Origin of the sequence: Vibrio profundum (genome assembly GCF_050337555.1) — a bacterium.
Classification (GTDB): Bacteria; Pseudomonadota; Gammaproteobacteria; order Enterobacterales; family Vibrionaceae; genus Vibrio; species Vibrio profundum.
On sequence record NZ_JAKJTA010000008.1, the window covers coordinates 64,115 to 78,913 of the forward strand.

Genomic DNA, 14,799 nt, shown 5'->3' on the forward strand with positions numbered 1-14,799 from the left:
TTACTTAACCGTAAAGTGATATCGAGTATGATAACGATATTCATTGTCAGGCTGTAAAATACACTCTGGCTGCTCCCACTCAGGATGGTTAGGCGCATCGGGCAAGAACTGAGTTTCGAGTGCGAGGCCTGCATAATCCGCATATTGCCCGCCACATCGATTCGGTGTGCCAGCCAACCAATTACCAGAGTACAATTGCATCGCGGGTTTATCGGTGAATACGGTTAAAGTCACACGTTGGTCGTCAGAAATGACTTTTGCAGCATACGCCTCGTTCCCATCACTAACCGGCCTGCATTGAGATGGCAAAACAAACGAATGATCGTAACCTTTGGCCGCGTTCTGCTGAGCATCAGACAATAATTCTTGGCGCAGTGTTTTTGGTTGGCGAAAATCAAAACTTGTATCCGATACCGTGACTGGCTTATCCAATGGAATCCCGACCTCATTGGTCGGCAGGTACTGCTCAGCGTTGATTTCAACAGTGTGATCAAGTACGCACTCTTGCTCTGAGTTTGAGTTGGATGGATTTAAATTGAAATAAGCATGGTTGGTCAGGTTCACTGGCGTCGCTGTATCGGTCGTCGCGTAATAGTTAATCGAAACTGAATTATCCGCCGTCACTTGATAGCAAACACTCACCTCCAATGCACCGGGAAAGCCTTGATCGCCATCTGGCGAATGTAGGCTCATCACCACTTTATCATCGCTGAGCTCAGCAATCGTCCAGCGGCGCTTATCAAACCCATCTGCGCCGCCATGCAAACAATTGCCTGCTTGGTTCGTATCAACTTGATAGGCGTCACCCTTAATAAAAAAACGGCCACCAGCAATACGATTGGCATAACGTCCGACAGTTGCCCCAAGAAACACCTGTTGGGTAGCAAAGTCTGTCATACTATTGACGCCCAATAGCACCTCTCTGTATTCAAGCTCGCTAGAAGTGCTATCGGCATCACAGCCTAGTGGTTGCTGACCATTTAGTGGTTGCTGATAACTTAGTGGCAGCTGACAACTCAGCCAAGTGGCACCAATATCCATCACCACAATGGATAAGCCAGAAGCGTTACGCAGTTTCACCAATTGAGCGGCTTTACCATCAAACGCCACTTTGGAAGTCATCGAACCAAACTCAGTTGTCATTACCAACCCTTTCCTTATTGAACATATCCCTTGAGCTATCTGCTCGTACTATTAGACCACGCAGTCTAACTAAACAGTCTAACTAAACAATAAAACCAAGCAGTTAGACTAAAAAATTGAAGCTAAACAATTACCCCGGCACCATTTGATGCCTGACAAACGTAGATAGAAGCTTCTAAGCCCGTTTGCGCTTGGTAGTGCGTGTTCACTTGCAAACGAACATCATCAACCAGATGCGACGGCACCAAAGCTACGATGCAACCACCAAAGCCACCGCCTGTCATACGCACACCGCCCTGCTCGCCAATCACTTGCTTAACCATCTCGACCAAAAGGTCAATTTCGCGAACGGTAATGTCGAAGTCATCGCGCATCGAAATATGGGATTGCGCCATCAATTCGCCCATACGCTGCATATCATTTGACGCTAACGCTGTGGCCGCTTCTTGAGTACGTGCATTTTCGGTAATCACGTGACGAGCGCGTTTAAATACCGTTGGGTCAAGCTCGCTTTGTTTATCTTGCAACATCGCCATGGTGGCATCACGCAGCGCAGTGACGCCTAGCACTTGAGCTGCTTGCTCACATTGCTCACGGCGAGCGTTATATTCGCTATCCACCAAACCACGTTTTTTATTCGAGTTAATAATAACGACTGACGCCCCTTCCGGCATCGCTACGGCTTGTGTTTCAAGTGAACGGCAATCAAGAAGCATTGCATGATTCTCGCGACCTTCAGCCGAAATCATCTGATCCATGATGCCGCAATTACAACCCACAAATTCGTTTTCCGCTTTTTGCCCGTTCAGCGCAACTTCCGCTTGGCTGATCTCTAATCCGTAAAGCACTTTAAATGTTTGGCCAATCACAACCTCAAGCGCCGCAGATGAACTTAACCCAGCGCCTTGTGGCACATTACCGCTTACCGCCATATCAAGACCAGCAAACTGTAAGCCACGTTCGCGTAAACACTTCACCACGCCGCGAATGTAGTTCGCCCACATTTTGTCATCGCACGACACAATGTCTTGCCCACAATCAAACTCATCGATCACTTGCCCATAATCAACCGACACTACGCGTACAATATTATCGTCTCTTTTTGCCGCGGCCACGACCGTTTGATAATTAATCGCACAAGGCAAAACAAAGCCATCGTTGTAATCAGTGTGCTCGCCAATTAAGTTGACTCGCCCCGGCGCTTGCACGCAATGCGTAGGCGAATAATTAAACGTGGATTGAAACGACTGCTTCACGCTTTCAAGGAGTGTCGACATGCTAAGTTCTCTTGTTGTTCTGGGATCAAGGTCGCCGTAAACACGGCGACCAATCAAAAAATAAGGCTTGGAATCACTGCAAAAAATTGACGCGAAAAATGGCAGCGAAAAGTGACTACGAAGAATAAATTCGAAGGCTATCTTTGCTTGTAGTGTACGGCAGGCACATCTCTTAGACGCTGCGCTGCTTGCTCGGCGGTTAGATCGCGCTGAGTTTCCGCCAGCATTTCGTAGCCCACCATAAATTTACGTACGCTCGCTGAACGCAGTAACGGTGGATAAAACAAGGCATGCAGCTGCCAATGGTCAATATTCGTACCCTGCTCAAAAAATGGCGCATAGTGCCACCCCATTGAATACGGGAAAGAACACTCAAACAAGTTATCGTAACGGCTAGTCAGTTGCTTGATGGCCAGTGCCAAATCATCTTTCTGCTCGTCACTCAATTCGCTCATACGACGAATGTGCGTTTTTGGCAGCAGCATGGTTTCAAACGGCCACGCAGCCCAATAAGGCACCAGCGCAACCCAATGATCCGTTTCGACCACGATACGACTGCCATCTATCAATTCTGCTTGAACATAATCGACTAACAGATTGGAATTGCGCTCATCAAAATAAGTTTTCAGGTGCGCTTCTTTGCGCTCAATTTCATTCGGCAGAAAGCTATTCGCCCACACTTGTCCATGCGGGTGAGGCTGCGAGCAACCCATAGTCTCACCCTTATTTTCAAAGGCTTGAACCCAAAGGTATTCTTTACCTAACTCTGTGATTTGCTCGTCCCATGTATCCACCACGTGGCGAATTTGTGCAACGGGCAATTCAGGCAAGGTTTTGCTGTGATCAGGTGAGAAACAAATCACACGGCTAAGGCCTCGAACCCCTTGTGCTTTAAACAAAGGATTGCCTGATTCAGGGGCATCGGGCGAGTCTGCCATCAATGCAGCAAAGTCATTGCTGAAAACATAAGTGCCGGCGTAATCAGGATTCACATCACCAGAAATACGTTCATTGGTTGGACACAAAAAACACTGGTGATCGTAACTTGGCAATTCTTGCGGGCTCGGGGGTTCATCTTGGCCACTCCAAGGACGCTTAGCTCGATGCGGAGACACCAACACCCATTGTCCAGTCAGCGGGTTATAACGACGATGCGGGTGATCGACTGGGTTAAATTTCATAGCAAACTACTCAAAAAATATTTTTTATTGATTATTGATTATTGATTATTGATTATTGTTGGTCATAGCCCATAGGGTTATTAGACTGCCAGCGCCAAGTATCTTGCGTCATATCGAGCACAGTACGTGTCGCTTTCCAGCCAAGCTCTTCCTCAGCTTTTGCAGTACTCGCCCAACATTCAGCGATGTCTCCAGGGCGACGCGGGCAAATTGTATGTGCAATGTTTTTTCCACTGGCTTGGCGAAATGCATCAACCATTTCCAGCACGCTTGAACCATTACCCGTACCCAAGTTAAAGATATGCAGCCCTGATTTTTCCCCAACCTTACGCAGCGCTGCGATGTGACCATCCGCCAAATCCAATACATGAATATAATCACGAACGCCAGTGCCATCAGGCGTTGGATAATCATCACCAAATACAGACAGTTGCTCACGACGACCAATCGCAACCTGAGCAATAAATGGCATTAAGTTGTTCGGGATACCTTGAGGATCTTCGCCCATGGTGCCAGATTGATGAGCGCCAACTGGGTTAAAGTAACGCAGCAAAGTAATGCTCCAATCATCTTCCGCGACAAACAGATCCGACAAACACTGCTCAACCATATACTTACTGCGGCCATAGGGATTGGTCGTTGCACCTGTGGGTGAACTCTCAGTAATCGGCACTTGCGCAGGATCGCCATAAACGGTGGCAGAAGAACTAAAGACCAGGCTCTTCACACCGGCCTTTTTCATCGAGCGTGCCAGCACTAGTGAACCGTTGACGTTGTTATCGTAGTAGTCTAACGGTTTACTAACTGACTCACCGACTGCCTTCAACCCAGCAAAATGGATTACAGACTGAATATCGTGCTCAGAAAAAACCTGATCAAGGAAAGCTTCATCGCGAATATCGCCTTGGTAGAATGTTGGCATAACGCCCGTTAGGGTTTGGATGCGCGTTAGCACTTCACGGTTTGAATTACATAAGTTGTCGACAATGATTGGCTCCATTCCAGCTTCAATCATTTGCACACAAGTATGACTACCGATATAGCCTGTTCCACCTGTTACAAGAACTTTCACGATTCCACTCCTTAATTTTTGTCAGTTCGTATCTTAGCAATTATACACAGACAAAATCCGTGATGCACATCACGCAGTGTAAACGTTTACATTTGAAATTTTATCTTATCCAAAAGTAGGCATTTAGAATTAGAGAAATGGAAAAAGTAGGACGGGTGGCATAAGCATGGCACCAAAGGCATAAAACGTTAAACCCAGCAAATTGTAAACGACTACAATTGCTGGGTTTAGATAACTAAGAAGCAAGAGAATTCTACGAATTATCACTCAAAGGATCGTCGTACAATACAACTCGGAATGGTCCTTCTCCCGTACCACCTCCGCTACCAAATGATCCATTTGGTACAAAGCACTCTTCTACATACTCGCCAAACACGGGTTGCTTGCTACCATTTGATGTGGGCGCTTGCTGCAATAAGAAAAAGCAGCCTATGGCTTCGACATCTAAAGTCGTTGTCCCGCCACTCGCACTGTCACAATTTACAATCGGCACTTGCATAATACGACGATTTTCCTGCCCGCCGGTGGCAATACGGCAATCAGCATCACCATCGCACCCCGGCGCTTCGTCTAAATAGTCCTCATAGCCCCAAGTGTCGGTATAAGTAATAGTGCCGTCGTTTTCCAGCACGGCTGGCGAATCAGGCTCTTTGACATAAATATCTGATGGGTAGTCATCGGCAGACAGGCCACCACCACTGTATTCATCAAAACGAGTATTGAGCCCTTGTCCAACAGGGCCAACGTTATTACCTGGCTTGGTTGTAACTGTATCACCAATAGTGACACAGCCCGTAAAATCTCCAGCAAGCGATTTCCGAATCGTCGATGCCCCAGAACCAAAGTCTAATAGTTGAAAATTACCCGGCCCCATTGACGAATCACCAGGCTTGGACGATTTCAAAGCATAAAGCGAACCTGCATCATATCCACTGGTGCCGCCGTCAGGTCCAGCACATACAGCCATGGGCACGAGGTTGCACACGACCAACAAGTTCGCGCTTGGCCCCGCCACCGCACTCGACACTATTATCTTATCTACGCCAAATAACTGGATAAAGTAATCCGTCAGCTCATAATTAGTGACAGAAACTCGCACGAAGGTATCGTTATCAGCATTAAAAGAGCCATCAGGAAAAGTATCAGGATCGTTAGAAAATTGAACTGAGATATTAGCAGCGGAAAAGTCCATTTCCGTGTTGCCAGTCGCGCCTGCCATGCCCGTTAACGTCGTATTGACCACAGTGGTTGCATCGCCGGTAGAGCCTCCATTAGAGGTGACCACCGCCGCGGCCAATGCCGCAGCATCGACAGAGTTTTGCAATCGAGTTCGGTTCATCAGAGCGTGATTGATATCAACCGAGAACGCGGCCATTCCAACCAGAGAAAGCATCGCTGCTGTCACTAGAACTAATACCAAACCTTGTTGCTTGGAAACTGAGTATCTACGTCCCTGACTATGCATAACGGGATCCCCTATCTCTGTCGAAAACCGTACTATTAAGTATAGCTGCGAACTGTCGTTCTCGGAGCCAAATTTCCCCTCCAGCGATAGGTTGTTTTCACGATAAAGCTAGTTGGTTTTACCTGCCTGCTTCACTGTCTTCGCCCGCACTTCAGCTAACGCACGCTCAAGGTTTTGATTAGCCACTTTATAATAAGTTGGTTTTTTATCGATAGCCTGCTGTAAATATGGAATCGCCGCCTCAGGTTTACCTTGTAAAATCAGGAAGTAGCCCACGTTGTTCAGCGCTTCTGCGGCATCCATTTGGCGCATAAAGACGTTAATCGCGCGTTTCACCTCACCTTTGGCTAAGTAAATCAGCGCCAAGTTATTTTGGGCTTTCTCGTTGCGAGGGTCTTTTTCCAAAGCAGAAACCACAAATCGTTGCGCCTTCACATAATCGCCAGACATATAGTAGGAGTAACCAACGTTAACTAAGGTCTTTACCGCTTTAGGGTTAATTTCAAGCGACTTGGTATAGAATTCTTGAGCAAGTGGGTGATCACCTTTTAGATCAGTTAACACACCAAGCCCCATATAAGCCAACGCAGGAGAACGCTTATTGACTTTTAGTGCCGCGACATCTTTTATCGTCACTAAATCACCCATCTTCAACCTCTTCTCACTTTTCAGGCGTTCTTGATCAGAATCGAGCGCACGGTAAAAGTAGGTATAGCCTTGCTCGACGTCACCGGATCGGCTGTATAACACGCCAAGCTGTTCCAGCACAAAAACATTCTTAGGCGCATACTTGAGCGACATCAGGTACGCTTTTTCAGCCAATGCCAGATTGCCTCTCATCTGATGAATGCGACCAATATTACTGAGTGTCTTACCTTGAAATTTAGCGTCAGGGAACGAGAGCGAATCAATATATTCGTACAAGGCCAGATCGTAATCAGCCTTGGAAAGCGCCAAATCACCACGACTGATCGCATCGCTTTCATCCACAGCAGGTTTGTCCGTTGACAAGGTATCAACACTGCGGCCATCATACAGCGAGTAATCAAACTCTCGCTCAGGCGGCTTGTTGGCACAGCCCACAACGAATAACAGCACTAAAATAACCGAACTAACTTTAAGTCCTTTCATGGTGTTTCCTCACTTCCCTAGCGTTGCCGTAATCGACAGCATAGAAGGCCCTATTGCGACAATAAAAAAACACGGCCAGATAAACAGTAATAGTGGAAATATCATTTTGGTGGGGATTTTCGCGGCAATTTCTTCTACTTCTTGATTACGTTTATCACGAAAATCTTCCGTATATTCACGTAAAGTTTGCGAGATACTGCCCCCGACTCTCGATGCGTGCGCCAGCATATTCACCAGCCCAGTAATCTCCGTCACACCTGTTCGCTTCACTAACTCGGAGAAAGCATCTTGCATCTCGACACCCGCTTTAATCTTGGCGCAGACTGTGTCTAACTCATCAGCAAAGTCTGGGTGTGAGATAACCAGCTCGTCAGCTACACGACGCAGCGCAGCATTAAAGCCAAGCCCAGACTCGGTACATACCACCAGCAAATCAAGAGCATCTGGAATACCGCCTTTGATTTTGGACTGACGCTGATTAACAAAGCGAGACAAAATAATGTTAGGTACAAACATCCCGACCGCGACACAGGCCGCCATCGCAAAAACTAGGTTACTCATTTCAGGCTGAAAGAAATATAGCCCCGCAGCGACCATGGCACCGATAATAAATGAACATAGTTTGACGGCATAAAAGATGGTCAACGCGTTGGCTTCATGAAATCCAGCATGCATTAATTTGTGACGAACCGTCTCTCTCTCTTTAACGCTCTTTGGTGCAATAATTGGAGCCAACGATTCAAGGGTATTATCTATTTTATTTGTCTTGTGTAACCTCTTTCCGCCAGCCTCCTGTTTTATTTCTTCTAGCTTTTTTTGTGTCAAAGACTTAGCACCAACAAAAATAAATGTAAGCGCAACAAAAATAAATATAGTTGAAACTAAAACCAGAATTAAAAAGACCAGTTCTTCATCAAGTTGTATTTGGCCAAACCAAGCTAATATCGCATCCATGCTACACCTGAAAGTGAATTTACACCTGAAAGTTAATTATATGTCGAATCCACATCGCGCCAAAAAACAGGCTCACAATGCCACCGCTGACGAGCGTCATACCGCGCGGGTCCGTATATAAGGGTTCAACATACCCGGGATTAATAACGGATAGCCCCAGAAATAAGATAAAAGGCGATAACACCAATATCCAAGCTGACATCCGGCTTTCCGCTGAAATAGTTTTGATTTTTCGAGCTAATTTAAACCTAGCTCGCAATACGTGAGACACTTTTTCTAGATTCTCTGATAAGTTACCGCCGGTTTCTTTTTGCAGTAACACAGCACTAGAGAAAGCAAGCATAGCGACCGTTGGCGTCCGCTCTGCCATTTGCATAATCGCTAAGCGCATATCGTAACCATAGTTGAGCAAATTGAAGGTGTTTTTGAACTCGCTGCCAATCGGCTCGGGCATTTCATTACCCACTTCATTAAATGCTTTAGTAATTGGCTGACCAGCTTGAAGCATGCGGCGCATAATATCGAGCGCATCAGGTAGCTGTTCTTCGAATGCCCCCAATCGGTCTGATATTTTTTTCTGCAATAAAAAGTGCAAGATCACCCAAGTGCCAACAAAAGCCGCAACACCCACAAACCAAGCTTGACCAAAGACTAATAATAGCAAGCTAGAGGTCACAGAAATCACCAGCGTGACACTCAATGTTTGAGACAAGGTCCAATCGAAGCCCGACAACTCAATATTTTTTTTCAGATCTTCAAAGAACTTGATCTCAACCAATTTGCGATCAAAGGGGGTTAAACTTTTTAAGTAATGCTCGTGGAGCAATGATCGGCTTTCCTCATCAAGAGTAGACTGAGTTGCTTTTAAACGTTGAGACAGCTCTTTATGTTTCGCTTTGCTCCCTGCCGCTGGAAGAATCAGAGCTTGGGAAATAAAGACGACGGCAAAAAATAATAAGACAAAAAAGAGCGTCGCATCATCCTGTATGGCCATGGTAACTCCCTATTGATAAGTCTCGTTAAAGATTTCAAAGGGTAAGTGCATACCTTTTTTCGACAGTTCATCATGACAAGCGGGGACCACCCCAGTTGCCGTGAAATAACCGACTACATTCCCTTCTTCATCCATTCCTTGACGTTGAAATTTAAAAATCTCCGACATCGTGATGATTTCACCTTCCATGCCGTTAATTTCAGTAATGCTGACCATTCTACGTCGCCCGTCTTCCTGACGTTCCATCTGCACAACTAAGTGAATCGCTGAGGCGATTTGAGATCTCAGGTTTTTCGTAGTGATATTCCAACCCGCCATCGAGAACATATTTTCTACCCGGCTAAGTGCATCACGAGGGGTATTGGCGTGAATGGTGGCCAATGACCCATCATGCCCAGTGTTCATCGCCGCTAACATATCCACCGCTTCAGCACCACGAACCTCCCCTAATACGATTCGGTCTGGGCGCATCCGCAAACAGTTTTTTACCAGATCACGCTGATTGATCTCACCTTTACCTTCTAGATTAGGTGGACGAGTTTCTAGACGCACAATGTGGGGTTGTTGGAGCTGAAGCTCCGCGGAATCTTCAATAGTAATAATGCGACAATCGGAAGGAATGTAGCCAGAAAAGATGTTGAGCGTTGTCGTTTTCCCAGAACCCGTACCACCCGCTATCAAAATGTTCATTTCGCCTCTAACAGCCGCTTCCACAAACTTAGCCATCTGCTCAGAAATCGAATTGAAACCAAGCAGGTTATCCATATTCAGCTTTTCAACGGCAAAACGACGAATAGACACAGAAGCGCCATCAAGCGCTAATGGAGGGATGATGGCATTAACACGAGAACCATCAAGTAATCGAGCATCTACCATAGGTGAAGATTCATCGATACGCCTACCGACTTGGCTTACAATGCGATCGATAATATTGCGTAAATGGCGGTCATCGAGGAAGGTATAAGGCGTAATTTCTAGTTTTCCGCGTCTCTCAACAAAAATACTTTTCGGGCCATTGACTAAAATATCGGATACCGTGGGGTCATTTAGCAAAGGCTCTAAAGGGCCAAGGCCAAACACTTCATCTTCGATTTGCTTGATCACTCGTTTACGCCCTTCGGCGCTCAAGGCACGAGTTTGATCATCCGCCATCAACTGCACGATAGCGTCGTGTAAATCTTTTCTGGCTTTATCTTTATCAAGACTTGATAGCAGACCTAAATCCAATGTTTCTAATAGCATTTGGTGGTAATAGTGTTTAGTGTCTTGCTCTTGCTCTATTTGCTTCTTGACTTCGTCAACAGCTCGGTCACGTTCAGCCACTTCACGTACTTTACGCTCAGCGATACTTTCTCCAGCTATCTCCACGGTGCTGCCTAGTTCCGGTCTATCTAAATCAACATCTACGGAGTCATTCATTAGTGATGCAGGTGAACTCTCCGATGATTGAACGGGATCGTCACTCGCCGCTCCTGCTCCCTGAAGTTCAGGGTTGAGATTCTTTCTTTTGAAAAACATAGGTGCTCCCTACCTACAGATCAGGAAAACAGTCGCCCTAACAAACTCTGCTTTTGTTCTGTTTCTTCTTCTGGTAACAGTTTAGTTGTAAATTCCTGCACTGCCTTAGCGATTACACTTTTTTTCTTACTTTCGACAAATGGCTGTCCAAGATTGGCACTCTCAGAAGCCACCTTAAAGTCATTTGGTATTATATGAACCTTAACCCCAGCAACCGTACCTGCAATATCAGAAACCTTAATCGACTGACGCTTTTCATAACGATTCACCACCAACTCTAAGCTCTCTTTGCCTATACCAAATTCAAAGGCGAGTAATTTAGCAATGCGGGTGGTATTTCTCACTGCGACTAGGTTTTGTTGAGTAACTAAGAATACTTTCTTCGCTGGTGTAATCACTGAAGAAAAAAGCCGATCAACCCCTCGCGACATATCTAAGATGATGAAATCATAAAGCTCGCGAAGTACTGGTAGTAATTTATTGAAGTTATGCGCTTTTTCGTAATTCTCTTGACTGTTTTCATGCCGGAACCCCAAGACATGCAAGCCAGAAGAATGTTTGGTCACAATTGAACCCAGCGAGACTTCATCCATATCTGCGGCATTAGCGATAGCATCTGATAAGGTATATTTGGAAGTAAGGTTTAAATAATCATCCACGACACCAAACTGTAAGTCTAAGTCTAACAGCAACACTTTATCTGGGAATTTATGTGCCAGAGTGAGAGCAGTATTCAATGCCAACGTTGAGGCTCCGGCACCTCCTTTAGAATTGGTAAACACGTACAGTTCACCAAGATCTCGACTGGCCACCTTATGCTCTGCAACATTTTTAAACAAAGGAACGAGATCAGAAAAGCTTGCCTTATCCGATACGAAATCTGCCGCGCCAATGCGCAAAGCAATTTTCAATGCACCATTATCAGCTTCATTCCCAAACACGATAAGAGACGCTTCATGCCCCTCATTCATTGGCCCCTCAAACTGCTGTAGTTCAACTATTTTCTGCGCCCAGTTGGGACCTGTTTCGACAAAAATAAGATCAGGTAAAGTAAATTGCGCCAAGTTCGCCACGACTAGGCTATGCAGAGATATCGTCTCAAAAGAGATGCTATTAGACATAACCAACTGGTTGGAGATATGTGTGCGGAACTGATCACTTGCATAAAATACCCAAATGCTTAATTGGGTTTTTAGTCTGACTGCCTTTTCTTCATTTCCCGTAAGCTTCACAGCCTCTCCCATACCCTACTCCTAACAATCAGTGTTTCCCGCATCCGCATGTACACCTAAGTTTTCAATAGGCAGAATCGTCTCGTAATCTTGAATCGTTAACGCCCCCTCATCGCCCATAAAACTGAGCATGCCAGTGAACTGATAATCATAATTTGACACTCTGGCTCTAACATAACGAATGGTGGTAAACACATCGTCATCCGTCAACGTTCCTGTCACTACCCCGCCGTTACTATCTAAATAATCAACCTCTAAATTCGCAGCCGTAAAGTCTGCTGGAGCATTGTCCACTATCGCCAACCCTGGTATATCTCCTTTGTCCGTAACAGAACACACCACCCCTAAACGCGCGGCGACTCGAGTCATGTCACTAACAACCTGCATTGAATACATATAGTGACCAAACTCAAGCACACTTAGAATCACAACCAACAACGCACTGGAGACCAAGGTAAACTCAATAATGCTCAACCCCGATTGTTTCTTCTTTCCATTCATTTTCATGGTGAGCCCGCCCCGGTATACATCATCGCCGACGCATTGAGTGGCACTTCAAAGTCCATCACATCATTAAACGAGCCCATAATAGGCTGGTAAGTGTAATTAACGCTGATCGTGACAAAGTTTGCTGCCTCCGACACACTCACATCCGTCGTGGTCAAATTCGGAACCGCAGCATCGCCAGTGCCCGCAGCGTTACCGTACACAACCATATTTTTCACCACACTATGATCGGCAACGTCCGATGCTCCTGTTGTACCGTATACATCCACTACGGAGTAACGAGCCGCATGCTGCACCATTTTATTTATGGTGTTGTAGGTAAGAAACGCATTACCAATTTCAGTGATGCCTGCAAGCAAGATGAACAGTACGGGCAAAGTTATCAAAAACTCCACAGCAGCCACACCTTGTTGGCCCTTGCGATACAGTTTCATAGTACATCCTCCCATACACAACAACGCTGCAAAGAACTTCACTGATGACTTTGCAGCTCTGCATATTCATTTACTTCTATAACTCAAACATCAAACGCGGCACTACACCGCAAGAAATAGAATGAAAGCTTGCTTTTATTCTATTTCTAGTTAGACGACACCCCTTCCACTACGCGACTTTCGGTACCTTTCAGTACAACTTTTTTGTCACTAGTATAAGTCTGGTACACATTCTCCAATCTTTCACCGTTTCCTTCAGGAATAATCGCTGAGTTTTCCTTTGCCGCTTCTGGGTTGTAGGTTTGCGCCTGAGCAACACTAGATACACTGCTCCCTAATGGCGGCAGATTACCTGCACAGCCAAACAAGAAAAATGAACAAAGCACCGTTATTAATAACCTTTTCATACCATCACCTTATAAGCTATGACCAAAGCTACCCTCAGTTCCGCCATCAGGGTATTCAATGAAATCAATCACTGTAGACTCTTCTTCTACCACATCTTTTTGCGCTGACTGCGAGGCCATATATGGGCTAACACCCAACAAGTAATACTGCATATCGGTTGGCTCAATAAACAAATCAGTTGGGAGAGTGATAGAGTCACGGTCGACAGGCTTAGCCAATTTCGCCGTTACCAAGATCACTAGCTCAGTTTCCCCTTTAATATATTCTTGACTACCAAAAAGCTGACCAAGTATTGGCAAGTCACCTAATCCGGGCATCTTACTTACTGCATCTTTTACGCTCTCATTTAACAAGCCCGCAATCCCAATCGTCTGTCCATCGGCAAGCTCTAACGTTGAAGAGGCACTTCTGCGAGTCAATGGATAAATGGTATAGTTCAAATCCGTGGTATAGGTAAGCGAGGTAGTACTCGCGATTTCACTAACGTCGACCGCCATTTCTAAGTTAATTGTTTTGTCACTTAAAATAGTTGGGATAAATGTTAGCCCGACACCGTATTCTTTATATTCGATGGTGATACCGTCATCATCTGGTACAGGAATTGGAAACTCTCCCCCTGCGAGCAACTCGGCTTTGGTACCGCTCAATGCTGTTAAATTTGGTTCAGCTAATATTTTTGCAGCGCCTGTTTGTTTCGCCATATCAAGAGCAAACGAGAAAACATTCTTGCTATCGACGAAACCGCCAATAATGCCGTAATCCGAACTAACTGGAGAGGTAAAGGTCGGAGATAAACCCGAAATAGCGGTAGTGGTTGAAGTAAAGCCGCCACCTGCGTGAGTACCTGTATTAAAGAAATTCAAGTTCGCATCAAATTTTCTCAATAGCGAGCGCTGTACTTCAGCAACCGTTACCTCAAGCATAACTTGCTGTGAACCACCCACGGTCATCAAGTTAATCACGCCTGATTTCTCGACATTTTCACTTAAAGATTGAGTGCCGGAATTACCAGGTTTGTCTTCTTCGTTGGCAGCCTTGCCCGCTGCGTAAGTTTCTGCCACACGTAGTGCAACGTTCATCTTGGCGGGGTTGCTGACCATTCCACTCAAAATAAGTCGGTTTTGAGAGCTATGTACTTCGATTTTTTCATCCGGCAAAAACTCAAATAACTTTGCTTTTAAGCTATTAAGATCATGAGTGACCTCAATGTTTATCGATTCAATTAACCGACCACGGTAGTCCCACGCCATGAGATTAGTTGAGCCCAGCTTCTTACCAATTAAAAACAGCTCATCAGATTTAAGCATCACTATATCCAACACTTCTGGATCACCGAGTGACACACGTTTTGCCTTTCCTGAAAGATTGACGTGAGTAGATTTATGATGGGGTACTTTTACTACTTCCCCGGTTTGGGTTGATGCCACTGCCCAAAAGCTACTCGTCACTAGGAGGCTGATTAAGATTATTATTTTTTTCATCT

The 14,799-nt window shown here is 45.5% G+C and carries 14 protein-coding genes; all 14 read right to left on the reverse strand.

Annotation, left to right across the window (positions count from 1 at the left end):
* Positions 1–1,143 (reverse strand): galactose-1-epimerase, encoded by a 1,143-nt coding sequence (galM, locus tag L4C34_RS09040; protein WP_428789020.1) that lies wholly within the window; start codon positions 1,141–1,143, stop codon positions 1–3.
* 122 nt (positions 1,144–1,265) lie between these two features.
* The gene (gene galK, locus L4C34_RS09045) at positions 1,266–2,420 is read right to left on the reverse strand and encodes a galactokinase (protein WP_428789021.1); all 1,155 of its coding nucleotides are present in this window, start codon (positions 2,418–2,420) and stop codon (positions 1,266–1,268) included.
* A gap of 137 nt (positions 2,421–2,557) precedes the next feature.
* Complete coding sequence (locus L4C34_RS09050) at positions 2,558–3,601, reverse strand: UDP-glucose--hexose-1-phosphate uridylyltransferase (protein ID WP_428789022.1); 1,044 nt, start codon at positions 3,599–3,601, stop codon at positions 2,558–2,560.
* A gap of 52 nt (positions 3,602–3,653) precedes the next feature.
* Positions 3,654–4,673: a UDP-glucose 4-epimerase GalE gene (gene galE / locus L4C34_RS09055; protein WP_428789023.1), complete on the reverse strand. Its 1,020-nt coding sequence runs from the start codon at positions 4,671–4,673 to the stop codon at positions 3,654–3,656.
* Between the two features lie 253 nt (positions 4,674–4,926).
* On the reverse strand, positions 4,927–6,138 hold the full coding sequence (locus L4C34_RS09060; protein ID WP_428789024.1) for a pilus assembly protein TadG-related protein: 1,212 nt from the start codon (positions 6,136–6,138) through the stop codon (positions 4,927–4,929).
* Between the two features lie 108 nt (positions 6,139–6,246).
* Entirely contained in the window at positions 6,247–7,269 is a 1,023-nt protein-coding gene (locus L4C34_RS09065; RefSeq protein ID WP_428789025.1) for a tetratricopeptide repeat protein, read from the reverse strand.
* Between the two features lie 9 nt (positions 7,270–7,278).
* Positions 7,279–8,223: a type II secretion system F family protein gene (locus L4C34_RS09070; protein ID WP_428789026.1), complete on the reverse strand. Its 945-nt coding sequence runs from the start codon at positions 8,221–8,223 to the stop codon at positions 7,279–7,281.
* A gap of 19 nt (positions 8,224–8,242) precedes the next feature.
* Positions 8,243–9,217: a type II secretion system F family protein gene (locus L4C34_RS09075; RefSeq protein ID WP_428789027.1), complete on the reverse strand. Its 975-nt coding sequence runs from the start codon at positions 9,215–9,217 to the stop codon at positions 8,243–8,245.
* 9 nt (positions 9,218–9,226) lie between these two features.
* Positions 9,227–10,735, reverse strand: coding sequence for a TadA family conjugal transfer-associated ATPase (locus tag L4C34_RS09080; RefSeq protein ID WP_428789028.1), 1,509 nt, complete (start codon positions 10,733–10,735; stop codon positions 9,227–9,229).
* Between the two features lie 20 nt (positions 10,736–10,755).
* A complete protein-coding gene (locus tag L4C34_RS09085; RefSeq protein ID WP_428789029.1) occupies positions 10,756–11,979 on the reverse strand; it encodes a CpaE/TadZ family protein in 1,224 nt (407 codons plus the stop codon).
* A 9-nt stretch (positions 11,980–11,988) separates the two neighbouring features.
* Positions 11,989–12,474 (reverse strand): TadE/TadG family type IV pilus assembly protein, encoded by a 486-nt coding sequence (locus L4C34_RS09090; RefSeq protein ID WP_428789030.1) that lies wholly within the window; start codon positions 12,472–12,474, stop codon positions 11,989–11,991.
* Positions 12,471–12,908: a TadE/TadG family type IV pilus assembly protein gene (locus L4C34_RS09095; protein WP_428789031.1), complete on the reverse strand. Its 438-nt coding sequence runs from the start codon at positions 12,906–12,908 to the stop codon at positions 12,471–12,473. Before L4C34_RS09095 ends, L4C34_RS09090 begins: the two co-directional genes overlap by 4 nt.
* 146 nt (positions 12,909–13,054) lie before the next feature.
* On the reverse strand, positions 13,055–13,315 hold the full coding sequence (locus L4C34_RS09100; protein ID WP_428789032.1) for a hypothetical protein: 261 nt from the start codon (positions 13,313–13,315) through the stop codon (positions 13,055–13,057).
* Positions 13,316–13,324: 9 nt separating this feature from the next.
* A complete protein-coding gene (locus L4C34_RS09105; protein ID WP_428789033.1) occupies positions 13,325–14,797 on the reverse strand; it encodes a type II and III secretion system protein family protein in 1,473 nt (490 codons plus the stop codon).
* Positions 14,798–14,799: the final 2 nt, after the last annotated feature.